Source organism: Streptomyces sp. NPDC088733, assembly GCF_044751185.1.
In the GTDB taxonomy this organism is placed as follows: Bacteria; Actinomycetota; Actinomycetes; order Streptomycetales; family Streptomycetaceae; genus Actinacidiphila.
Genome location: NZ_JBIVLH010000010.1, coordinates 261,621 through 272,268, shown reverse-complemented (window position 1 = coordinate 272,268; position 10,648 = coordinate 261,621). Strand labels below are relative to the sequence as shown.

Annotated in this window: 11 protein-coding genes; 6 read left to right on the top strand and 5 right to left on the bottom strand. The window is 74.0% G+C overall.

The genetic code is table 11. From position 1 onward, the window contains the following. The coding region (locus ACIP64_RS20895; RefSeq protein WP_401588735.1) for a hypothetical protein at window positions 1–200 on the bottom strand (200 nt) is incomplete at its 3' end. 201 nt (window positions 201–401) lie between these two features. Between ACIP64_RS20895 and ACIP64_RS20890 the strand changes: the two genes are divergently transcribed. After that, the gene (locus ACIP64_RS20890) at window positions 402–2,000 is read left to right on the top strand and encodes a sulfatase (RefSeq protein WP_401588732.1); all 1,599 of its coding nucleotides are present in this window, start codon (window positions 402–404) and stop codon (window positions 1,998–2,000) included. 17 nt (window positions 2,001–2,017) lie between these two features. On the opposite strand, the gene ACIP64_RS20885 is transcribed toward ACIP64_RS20890, so the two are convergent. Then, window positions 2,018–2,332, bottom strand: coding sequence for a hypothetical protein (locus tag ACIP64_RS20885; RefSeq protein ID WP_401588729.1), 315 nt, complete (start codon window positions 2,330–2,332; stop codon window positions 2,018–2,020). Between the two features lie 117 nt (window positions 2,333–2,449). Beyond that, entirely contained in the window at window positions 2,450–2,854 is a 405-nt protein-coding gene (locus tag ACIP64_RS20880) for a hypothetical protein (RefSeq protein WP_401588726.1), read from the bottom strand. Window positions 2,855–3,058: 204 nt separating this feature from the next. On the opposite strand from ACIP64_RS20880, the gene ACIP64_RS20875 reads away from it, so the two are divergent. Further along, the gene (locus ACIP64_RS20875; protein WP_401588723.1) at window positions 3,059–4,024 is read left to right on the top strand and encodes a DUF1152 domain-containing protein; all 966 of its coding nucleotides are present in this window, start codon (window positions 3,059–3,061) and stop codon (window positions 4,022–4,024) included. Here the strand turns inward: ACIP64_RS20875 and ACIP64_RS20870 are convergent. Together ACIP64_RS20870 and ACIP64_RS20865 are read right to left on the bottom strand one after the other, a co-directional pair. Next, window positions 3,963–5,834, bottom strand: coding sequence for a sensor histidine kinase (locus ACIP64_RS20870; RefSeq protein ID WP_401588721.1), 1,872 nt, complete (start codon window positions 5,832–5,834; stop codon window positions 3,963–3,965). The two genes, ACIP64_RS20875 and ACIP64_RS20870, sit on opposite strands and share 62 nt — an antisense overlap. Next, entirely contained in the window at window positions 5,831–6,529 is a 699-nt protein-coding gene (locus ACIP64_RS20865) for a response regulator transcription factor (protein WP_401588719.1), read from the bottom strand. Before ACIP64_RS20865 ends, ACIP64_RS20870 begins: the two co-directional genes overlap by 4 nt. Before the next feature lie 123 nt (window positions 6,530–6,652). Here ACIP64_RS20865 and ACIP64_RS20860 point away from each other — a divergent pair, with 123 nt between their 5' ends. Genes ACIP64_RS20860 through ACIP64_RS20845 form a run of 4 tightly spaced genes read left to right on the top strand, consistent with a single transcriptional unit; the run spans window position 6,653 to window position 10,308 of the window. After that, window positions 6,653–7,288 carry a hypothetical protein gene (locus ACIP64_RS20860; RefSeq protein WP_401588717.1) on the top strand — a complete coding sequence of 212 codons (636 nt, stop codon included), beginning with the start codon at window positions 6,653–6,655 and terminating at the stop codon, window positions 7,286–7,288. Beyond that, on the top strand, window positions 7,281–8,408 hold the full coding sequence (locus ACIP64_RS20855) for a hypothetical protein (protein WP_401588714.1): 1,128 nt from the start codon (window positions 7,281–7,283) through the stop codon (window positions 8,406–8,408). The genes ACIP64_RS20860 and ACIP64_RS20855 overlap by 8 nt, the downstream gene beginning before the upstream one ends. Beyond that, entirely contained in the window at window positions 8,405–9,115 is a 711-nt protein-coding gene (locus tag ACIP64_RS20850; RefSeq protein ID WP_401588711.1) for an ABC transporter ATP-binding protein, read from the top strand. The genes ACIP64_RS20855 and ACIP64_RS20850 overlap by 4 nt, the downstream gene beginning before the upstream one ends. Beyond that, a complete protein-coding gene (locus ACIP64_RS20845; protein WP_401588709.1) occupies window positions 9,112–10,308 on the top strand; it encodes an ABC transporter permease in 1,197 nt (398 codons plus the stop codon). The genes ACIP64_RS20850 and ACIP64_RS20845 overlap by 4 nt, the downstream gene beginning before the upstream one ends. Window positions 10,309–10,648: the final 340 nt, after the last annotated feature.

Here is a 10,648-nt window from a genome sequence, read left to right as displayed (position 1 = left end):
AGGCCCAGGCCGAACGAACCGGCCACGCCGAAACAGAAGAGCCCGACGCCGACAACCCCCCAGCCGAACAGGCCGAAACCACCGGCGAAACCGACACAGCCCAAGCCGCTCAGGCAGAGCCCGGCGAAGCCGACACAGCCCAAGCCGAACGCGGCAAGCCCGCCGAAGCCGACCAGGCCCAGGCCGAACGAACCGGCCACGCCGAAACAGAAGAGCCCGACGCCGACAACCCCCCAGCCGAACAGGCCGAAACCACCGGCGAAACCGACACGGCCCGGGCCGACAACGCCCCCGCCGAGCAGGCGGAGGGCACCACCGGCGGCGGGGACGCCGGGACCGACGGTTCCCGCCAGGCGGGGTGGCGGGCCCGGTATCCGCGCGCGGCGCGGGGCATCTCGGGGGTGACGACCGCGCTGGCCGCGGTCCTCGTGCTGGGTGCCGTGCTGCTGCCGGCCGCCCCGGGCGAGCTGACGGTGGCGCGGTTCGCGCGGATCCCGGCGGAAGCCGTCATCGCCGCCGGGGTGGCGCTGCTGCTCCCGCGGCGGCCGCGGCGGGTCGCCGCCGCGGTCGCCGGTGTCGTCCTCGGGCTGCTGACGATCCTGAAGTTCCTCGACATGGGCTTCTTCTCGGTGCTCTACCGCCCCTTCGACCCGGTGCTGGACTGGACCCTGGTCGGTGACGGCGAGGAGTACCTGAAGGAGACCTCGGGCCAGGCCTACGCCATTGCCGCCGTGGTCGGGGCGATCCTGCTCGTCGTGGTGCTGCTCGTGCTGATGACGCTGGCCGTCGTGCGGATGAGCACGGTCGTCAACCGGCACCGCCTCGTGGCGACCCGCAGCACGCTGGTGCTGGGGACGCTGTGGATCGCGCTGGCGGCCTTCGGAGTGCAGGTCGCGGGTAATCCGCTCGCGGCGAAGACCACGGTGGACCAGGCGTCGAACCACCTCCACTCGGCGCGCGCGAGCCTGGCGGACGGGGAGAAGTTCGCGAAGGAGGCGGCGGTCGACCCGTTCGCCGACGTGCCGCCGGACCAGTTGCTGAGCGGGCTGCGCGGCAAGGACGTCATCTTCGCGTTCGTGGAGAGCTACGGCCGCAGCGCGGTGGAGTCCCCGGAGATGGCGCCCCAGGTGGACGCGATGCTCGCGGACGGCACGCGCCGGCTGGAGGCGGCCGGCTTCTCCTCGCGGAGCGCGTTCCTCACCTCGCCGACGTTCGGCGGCGGGAGCTGGCTGGCGCACTCGACGTTCCTGTCGGGGCTGTGGATCGACAACCAGCAGCGCTACCGCACCGTCACCTCCAGCGACCGGCTGACCCTCACCGGCGCCTTCCAACGCGCGGACGCCTGGCGCACGGTGGGCATCATGCCGGGTGTCATCCGGTCCTGGCCGGAGGCGAAGTTCTACGGCCTGGACAACGTCTACGACTCGCAGCACCTCGGCTACAAGGGCCCCAACTTCAGCTGGTCGCCGGTGCCGGACCAGTACAGCCTGGAGGCGTTCCAGCGGCTGGAGCACGGCAAGACGCACGACAAGCCGCTGATGAGCGAGATCATCCTGGTCTCCAGCCACCGCCCCTGGGCGCCGATCCCGCGGACGATCGGCTGGGACGACATCGGTGACGGCTCGGTCTTCAACGCCATCAACAAGGAGGGGAAGAACCCCGACGACGTGTGGAAGAGCGCGCACTCGGTGCGCCAGGAGTACGCCAAGTCCATCGAGTACACGGTGGGCAACCTGGTGTCCTGGGTGGAGCGGTACGGCAACGACAACACCGTGCTGGTCTTCCTCGGCGACCACCAGCCCACCACGATGGTCAGCGGCGAGAACCCCAGCCACGACGTGCCGATCTCCATCGTCGCCCACGACAAGGACGTGCTCGACCGCATGGCGGGCTGGGGCTGGCAGGACGGGCTGCAGCCGCATCCGGACGCGCCGGTGTGGCGCATGGACACCTTCCGCAACCGCTTCCTGAGCACGTACGGGGCGAAGACCGCGCCGTAGCGCGGCCTTCGCGTGACTCAGCCGACGAGGGCCCGGGTGATCTGCTGGACGTTGTTCCAGCTGTTGTTGCCCGGGCCCTCGTACGTGTTGGCGCTGTTCGGTGAGCCGATGACGTTGTTGGGGTTGCCGCTGTTGTTCGTGGTCCCGTTGATCGTGACGTTCTGGCTGTTGTGCAGATTTCCGCTGTTCACTGGACCGTTCGCGCAGAACCGCGCGTCGGGTGTGCAGCGGGCGCGGATGTCGTCGGGCGCGGCGAGCGCCGGGGCACCGGCACACAGCAGCAGGGTCCCGGCGCCGGCGGTCACCAGGGCGTATCGCACGGCTCGTGTCATCGCAGACCTCTCGATCCTCACGCCCCCCGTGGGCGGAATCAGCACATGCGCCACCATTGTCCGACGGACCCCCGTGCCCGACCACCCGGCGCCGCGGACGGCGGGGCGGCCGGGCGGCTAGCGGCCGCGGCCGCCGTGCCCCCGGATGACCTGGGTGGAGTTGGAACTGTCCACGGCGTCGCCGTTGACCTCGTTGTTGGAGCCGGTGGAGCCGTTGGAGCTGGACAGGTTGCCGCTGTTGTTGGGGTTGCCGCGGTTGACGAAATTCCCGCTGTTGCGGCTGTTGCCGCTGCGGACCGGCCCGTTCACGCAGGTCACCGGCCCGTGGTAGGTGAAGCCGATCAGCGGTCCGCAGACCACGGCGGGGCCGGCCTGGAGCACCGTGCCGACGTCCGCGCCCGCCACCGCGTGCAGCAGCGACGGTTCGGGGTGCACCCCCTGGGCGGCGGCCTCACCGGGCGCGGTGCCCAGCACACCGAGGGCTCCCGCGACGACGGCTCCCACTTGGGCGATCCTGTTCACCGTTCCCCGAATCCCTCGGCCCCTCGGGCCGCAGGGCCCTTGTCGTACGACTCCGACACGGCGGTTATACACCGCTTGTCCCGCCCCGTCCGGCGGTCCGCCGCCCGCTCCGGGGCAGCCGTCCGCAACCCGCCGCGGTTTTCCCCCGAACGGCCCAACGTTTCCCCCGGGCGGCCGCTCCGGAAGGGCTGTTACCGTCCTCCGGTGTTCTCCCTTGACGAGCCGGCCCTCTTCACCCGGTTGCGGGACGCCCGGCGGGTGCTCGTGGCCGGGGCGGGCGGCGGATTCGACGTGTACGCGGGACTCGCGCCTGCGCTGGCGCTGCGCGCGGCCGGCAAGGAGGTGGTGCTGGCCAACCTGTCGTTCGCGGACCTGTACGGCCTGGACACGGACGTGTGGGTGGAGCCCGGAGTGGCCGCGGTCCGCCCGGACACCGCGGCGCGCGGCACGTACTTCCCGGAACGGACCCTGGCGCGCTGGCTGGAGCTGCACGGGATGCCGTCCACGGTCTACGCGCTGGAGCGGGCGGGCGTGGAGCCGCTGCGCGCGGCCTACCGGGCGCTGATCGAGCACGTGGGCGGGGTCGACGCGATCGTGCTGGCCGACGGCGGCACCGACATCCTGATGCGCGGCGACGAGAGCGGCCTCGGCACCCCCGAGGAGGACATGGCGAGCCTCGCCGCCGTCGACGGGCTCACCGGCGTGGCCGAACGCCTCGTGCTGTGCCTGGGTTTCGGCGTGGACGCGTACCACGGCGTCAACCACGCCCTGGTGCTGGAGAACCTGGCCGCCCTCGAACGGGACGGCGCCTACCTCGGCGCGTTCTCCCTGCCGCGCGACAGCCGGGAGGGAGCGCTCTACCTGGACGCGGTCGCGCACGCGCAGGCCGCGACGCCCGACCACCCGAGCATCGTCAACGGCTCCGTGGCGGCGGCGGTGCGGGGCGAGTTCGGGAACGTCCGGTTCACCGAGCGCACCCGGAACAGCGAGTTGTTCGTCAATCCGCTGATGGCGCTGTACTTCTGCGTGGACGCCGTCGGCCTGGCCCGCCGCAACCTCTACCTGGACCGGCTGGAGGGCACGCAGCTCACCCGGCAGATCAGCTCGATCATCGAGGAGTTCCGCGACGGGCTTCCCCGTCAGCGCCCGCCCCGGACGTTCCCGCACTGACCGGCAGCCGCAGGGTGAAGACCGAGCCGGCGCCGAGGGTGCTCCCGGCGGTGACCGTGCCGCCGTGGGCGTGCGCGAGGTTGCGGACGATGGCGAGGCCGAGGCCGCTGCCGCCGGTGCTGCGGCTGCGGGACTTCTCGGCGCGCCAGAACCGGTCGAAGACATGCGGCAGGTCCTCCGGGCCGATGCCGGTGCCGGTGTCGGCGACCGCGACGAGCACGGTGTCCCCGTCGCGCCGGCCGCGCAGGGTGACGCTGCCGCCGGGCGGGGTGTGGCGGACGGCGTTGGAGACCAGGTTGCCGACCGCCTGACGCAGCCGCACCGGATCGGCGTGCAGGTCGCCGAGGCCGTCGGCGGCGTCCACGGCGAGGACCACCCCGGCCTTGTCGGCGCGGCCGCGGTGCGCGGTGGCGACCTGGCGCAGCAGGTCGGCGAGGTCCACCGGGCCCTTGTGGAGCCGCAGTTCACCGGCGTCCGCGGCAGCGAGGTCCTGGAGGTCGTCCACGACGTGCTGGAGCAGCAGCGCCTCCTCCAGCAGCGAGGAGATCAGCGGCCCGTCGGCGGGGACGATGCCGTCCTCGGCGGCCTCCAGCCAGCCGCGGATGGTGCTGAGCGGGGTCCGCAGCTCATGGGCCACGTCCCCGACCATGGCGGTGCGCAGCTGCTCCAGTTCGGCCCGGCGCCGGGACATCTCGTTGAAGACCTCCGCGAGCCGGCTGATCTCGTCGCGGCCGGTGACCGCCACCCGTACCGTGACGTCACCGTCCTTGAACCGCCGGGCGGCCCCGGTCAGGGCCCGCAGCGGCCGGACGAGGCGCAGGCCCAGGACGACGGTGACCGCGACCGTGAGCAGCAGGACACCCCCGACGACGCCCGCGATGCGCACCCGGTTGGGCGCGGACAGGTCGAAGGGGGAGGAGGGGACGGCGGCCTCCGGGTCGGGGGCGCCGACGAACAGCAGCGCGGGCGGCGCGACGTACGGGGTCAGCTGCTCGCGGCGGGCGGTGGCCAGGCACTGCGCCTGCGTGCGCCGGGCCGCCGGGCTCCGGGACCCGGTGGTCGTCCAGGTCAGGTCGAGGGCGAGCTGCACGGGCGGGGCGTCGCGTCGGGCGAGGCAGGTGTCGGCCAGGGTGTTGAGCCGGGCGAGCGCACGGGCCTCGGTGGCCGTGGGCTCGCCCAGGCCGGCCGCCTCGCAGCGGGAGCCGGTGGGCGGCTGGACGAGGTACGTCTGCAGCCGCGGCCGCCCGCTGGGCGTGGTGGTGACGGTGGCCTCGATGCCGAGGACGTCGTGCAGGCAGGCCGCCTCCCGCTGGGCCAGTTCCCTCAGGTGGTCGCGTTCGGCGGGCGGCAGCCGGAACGGGCCGACCGCGCGCGGGTCGATGCGGTCGGAGTCGCCCGCGCCGGGCACGAAGACGGAGTCGACCGCGAGCGGGTCCACGGTCGCCGACGCCCGCTCCGGCAGCGGCACGGAACGGCTGCCGGACCCGTCGGCGGAGGCGGCCGGGGCGGCGGAGTCGACGAACGGGCGGCGGTCCTGGTCGGTGAGGGCGATGCGGTGCCCGGTCTCCCGGGCCAGCCGGTCGACCAGTGGCTGCGCCCCGTGCCAGTCGTCCTGGCGCGCCGCGAGTCCCAGCAGCGCGTCGTAGATCCGCGCGTCGTCGGCGAAGACCTGGCCCTGCTCCTGGTGGATCGCCCGCGCGGTGGTGCGGACGGCCAGCCAGGCGGTCGCGCCGATCGAGCAGACGGATATCAGCACGGACAGCACGAGCAGCCGCAGGACCAGGCTGCCGCGCCGGCCCGGCCGCCTCACGCGTCCCCCGCGAGCTTGTAGCCCACGCCGTAGACGGTGAGCAGGCGTATCGGGCGGGCGGGGTCCGGCTCGATCTTGCGGCGCAGGTTCATCACGTGCGTGTCCACCGTGCGTACGGTGAAGTAGCGGCCGGTTCCGTGCAGTTGCGCCAGGATCTGCTCGCGGGAGAAGACCCGGCCCGGCTGCTCCGCGAGCGTCTCCAGCAGCCGGAACTCCCCTGGTGTGCAGTCGACCGGCTCGCCGTCGCAGCTCACCTCGTGGCGCACCGGGTCGACGGCGAGGCCGCCCACGGTCAGCACGGGGTCGGGGCGGGGGGCGGCGGCCGGCGCGGGGCGGGCCCGCCGCAGCAGGGTCCGCACCCGGGCGACCAGCTCGCGCGGGCTGTAGGGCTTGGCCATGTAGTCGTCGGCGCCCAGGTCCAGGCCGAGCAGCAGGTCGTCCTCGGTGCAGCGGGCCGTGAGCATGAGCACCGGCAGGTCGGACTCGCGGCGCAGGATGCGGCAGACGTCGAGTCCGTCGACCTTGGGCATCATCACGTCCAGGACGAGCAGGTCGGGCGGGTCGCGGCGCAGTTCCTCCAGCGCGGCGCGGCCGTCGTGGACGACGGTGACCGTGTGGCCCTCGTGCTCCAGGTACAGGCGGACCAGCTGGGCCTGCTTGGTGTCGTCCTCGGCGACCAGGATGCGTGCGCTCATGCCGGGAGTATAGGTATGACAAATTACGCGTTTCCCTGGTCGCGGGTGCTTCCGGGACGGGACCAAGGGACCGCGAACGCTTCCTGACAGGTTCCCCACATTCGCCGCCCACGATGGGGCGGCATGACCCGTTCACGCATCCCCCGGCCCCTGGGGGCCGCCGCCGTGCTGGCCGCCGCGCTGCTGCTCACCGGCTGCGGAGGCTCCTCCGCACCGGCCGGCGACACCGCCGCCGGCAAGGACGACGTCGCCTCGCTGCAGACCGCCTCCGCCCCGGCCGCCCCCGCCGACGAAGCGCCCTCCTCGTCGGCCGCCGCCCCCTCGGCCGACGCCCCCTCCCCGGCCGCTGACGGCAACGGCCGCCCGCAGCTCCGCCTCGACATGACCGACGCCGAGACCCAGGTGTACTGGGAGGGCTACTGGAAGTGCCTCAAGGAGCACGGGCACAAGATGATCCTTCAGCGCGGCCCCTACTCCGTCGACCAGAACGACAACAGCCCCACCGCCAAGGCCGCGGAGAAGGCCTGCGCGGGGCAGATGCCCCTCCAGCCGCCCGAGACCGAGCGGGAGACCAACCCGCACTTCGACGAGGACTACCGCGACTACGTGGCCTGCCTCAACGACGGCGGCCTGCACGTCGTGGCACTCCCCGGCAACACCGGCTGGACGTACAAGGGCCAGAACACCCTGAGCGAGGAGAAGGCGGCGGACCTCGACCTGAGTTGCAAGGTGAAGTCGTTCGGCGGCGGGAATGGCTGAGCACCGCCTCCACCTCCGCCGCAGACACCGGTTCACGGTGACCCTGGCCGTCCTGCTGACCGCCGGCACGGCCGGCGCGGGCACCGTCGCCTGGAACGCACGGGCCGGCAGCCAGCACGCCGCGCCCGAGGACCCGGTCCGCGTCCACACGGCGAAGGTGGCCAGGACCGACCTGTCGACCCGGCGCACGATGCCCGGCACCCTCGGCTACGGCCGCCCGCTGCCCCTGCGCGGCAAGGGCGCGGGCACGGTCACCCGGCTGCCGTCCCCCGGTACGCGGGCCGCCCGCGGCAAGCCCCTGTACTGGGTGGACGACCAGCCCGTCACGGCCTTCTTCGGCGACACCCCGTTCTTCCGCGCACTGGACAAGCCCGGCCTGCACGGCCGTGACGTGACCGTGCTGGCCGACAACCTCAGGGCCCTGGGGTACGACACCGGCGACACCGGGTGGTCGTCCCGCGACGCGGCCACGGCGGGCGGTGCGACCGGCGGGGACGAGTTCACCCCCGCCCTCAGCGCCGCGCTCAAGCGGTGGCAGCGCGACACCGGCCGGCAGGCGACCGGCACTCTCCCCCTCGGCCGGGCCGTGGTCCTGCCGGGACCGGTACGGGTCAACACGGTCACCGCCGTCCTCGGCGACCCCGCGGAAGGGGACCTGCTGACGTACAGCGCGACGGGCAAGTCCGTGTCGGTCACCGTGGACGCCACCGACGTGGGCGCCATCCGCACCGGGCAGGCCGTCACCGTCGTCCTGCCCGACAACCGGGAGATCCCGGCCACGGTCACCGTGGTCGCCCGCGCCGTCCAGGGCAGCTCCTCCGAGGAGGATCAGGCGCAGGCCGGGCCGCCCACGGTCGCCGTCACCGTCGTGCCGCGGCGGGCCGCGGACGTGCAGGCGCTGGACTCGGCCTCCGTGCAGGTCCGGTTCACCAGCACCGAACGCAAGGGTGTCCTCACCGTCCCCGTCACCGCGCTCGTCGCGCTCCGCGAGGGCGGGTACGCGGTGCAGCGGCCCGGGGGAGCGCTCGTCGCGGTGCGGACCGGGATGTTCTCCGACGGCGTGGTCGAGATCAGCGGACCGGGCGTGGCGGAGGGCATGACCGTGGTGACGGCCTCATGAGCCGGCCCCCCGCCGCGCCCGTCCTCGTCGTGCACGAGGTGACCAAGACCTATCCCGGCGGCGTCACGGCCCTGGACCGGGTGTCGCTCACCGTCGGGGAGGGCGAACTGCTCGCCATCCTCGGCCCGTCCGGGTCCGGCAAGTCCACCCTGCTGCACCTCATGGGCACCCTCGACCGGCCGAGCTCCGGCTCCGTCGAGATCGCCGGGCACGCCGTCTCCGGGCTGGACGACGGGCGGCTGTCCGCGCTGCGCGCCCGGCTGCTCGGCTTCGTCTTCCAGCACTTCCACCTCACCGACGGCCTCGACGCGGCGGAGAACGTCGCCACCGGCCTGCTGTACGCGGGCGTGCCGCGCCGGCTGCGGCGCCCGCGCGCCGAGGAGGCACTGGCCCGGGTGGGCCTGGCGCACCGCACCCGCCATCTGCCGCACCAGCTGTCCGGCGGTGAACGGCAGCGGGTCGCCATCGCCCGCGCCCTGGTCAACGAGCCCGCGCTGGTCCTCGCGGACGAGCCGACCGGGGCCCTGGACAGCGCCAACGGGCAGGCCGTGCTGGACCTGCTGACCGCGCTCAACCAGGAGGGCACCACCATCGCGGTCATCACCCACGACCGGGACGTCGCCGCCCGGCTGCCGCGCCGGGTCGAACTGCGCGACGGCCGCGTGTCCTCCGACACCACCCGCACCCCCGCCGGGAGCCCCGCATGAACCAGCGCATCAGGCTCGCCCCCCTGGACGTCCTGCGGCTGGGCCTGCTGGGCCTGCGCACCCGCAGGACCCGCGCCGCACTGTCCGCGCTGGGCATCGCCATCGGCATCGCCACGCTCGTCGTCGTCACCGGCATCCCCGCCTCCAGCCAGCGGGCGCTCATGGACGAACTGTCCGCGCTGGGCACCAACATGCTGCGCGCGCAGCCCCCGCCCTCGGGCAGCGGGCCGCAGGCGCTGCTCCCCGAGGCGGCCGACGCGATGGCCGCCCGCATCGGCCCCGTCACCAGCGCGAGCGCCGTCGCCAACACCCATGCGACGGTGCGGCGTTCGGATCTGGCCGACCCGAACGACTCGATCGGGATGACCGTGCTGGCCGCCAGGACCAATCTGCTGGGCACGATCGGCGGCAGCATGGGGTCCGGCCGGTTCCTCAGCCCGGCGACCGAGCACTTCCCGACCGCCGTCCTGGGCCACCGCGCCGCGTCCCGGCTGGGCTTCGACCGGATCGTCCCGGGCAGCGAACCGCTGGTGTCCGTCGACGGCCACGCGTTCACCGTCATCGGTGTGCTCCGGTCGATGCCGCTCACCCCCGAACTGGACACCGCCGTCCTGGTCGGCTGGGACGCCGCCCGCGACACCCTCGGCTTCGACGGCCATCCGACGGTGATCTACGTGAAGGCGGTCGAGTCGCGGATCGAGGCGGTGCGCGACGTACTGCCCGCGACCGTCAACCCCGAACTGCCCGGCCTGGTGCAGGTCAGCCGCCCCTCGGACGCGCTGGCCGCCAAACGCGCCACACAGCACACCTTCTCGGCCCTCTTCCTCGGCCTGGCCGGGGTCGCCCTGCTGGTCGGCGGGATCGGCGTGGCCAACACCATGGTGGTCTCCGTGCTGGAGCGGCGCCGCGAGATCGGGCTGCGCCGGGCCCTGGGCGCCAACCGCCGCCAGATCCGCGGGCAGTTCCTCGCGGAGTCCGTCGCCCTGTCCGCCCTGGGCGGCCTGACCGGCACCGTGCTCGGCGCGGCGGCGACCGCCGGCTACGCGCTCTCCCGGTCATGGCCGCCCGTCCTGCCACCACTCGCGCTCGCCGCGGGCGTACTCGGCGCGGTCGTCGTCGGCGCCGCCGCAGGCGTCTACCCCGCGGTACGCGCCTCACGGCTGCCCCCGACGGAGGCACTGGCCGCGGTGTGACACGCCCCGGGGCCGTCGGACCGCGCCGGGCGTACTCGGGGGCGCGGCCGCGGGCGTCCAGGGCGCCAACCGCCGCCAGATCCGCGGGCGGTTCCTCGCGGAGCCCGCCGCCCTGTCCGCCCTGGGCGGCCTGACCGGCACCGTGCTCGGCGCGGTCGTCATCGTCGCCGCCGCAGGCGTCTACCCCGCGGTACGCGCCTCACGCACTGCGGTGTGACACGGCCCCGGGGGCCGTGCGGGAGCGGTGCCGCGAGATCGGGCTGCGCCAGGCAGTTCCTCGCGGAGCCCGTCGCCCCGCGCGTGCCGGGCGTCCACCCCGCGGTACGCGCCGGAGGCACCG

Bases quoted from the DNA above. Each gene is read 5' to 3' on its own strand.
- ACIP64_RS20885 (WP_401588729.1), bottom strand. From the start codon at position 2,332: ATGACACGAGCCGTGCGATACGCCCTGGTGACCGCCGGCGCCGGGACC.
- ACIP64_RS20865 (WP_401588719.1), bottom strand. From the start codon at position 6,529: ATGAGCGCACGCATCCTGGTCGCCGAGGACGACACCAAGCAGGCCCAG.
- ACIP64_RS20860 (WP_401588717.1), top strand. From the start codon at position 6,653: ATGACCCGTTCACGCATCCCCCGGCCCCTGGGGGCCGCCGCCGTGCTG.
- ACIP64_RS20855 (WP_401588714.1), top strand. From the start codon at position 7,281: ATGGCTGAGCACCGCCTCCACCTCCGCCGCAGACACCGGTTCACGGTG.
- ACIP64_RS20850 (WP_401588711.1), top strand. From the start codon at position 8,405: ATGAGCCGGCCCCCCGCCGCGCCCGTCCTCGTCGTGCACGAGGTGACC.
- ACIP64_RS20845 (WP_401588709.1), top strand. From the start codon at position 9,112: ATGAACCAGCGCATCAGGCTCGCCCCCCTGGACGTCCTGCGGCTGGGC.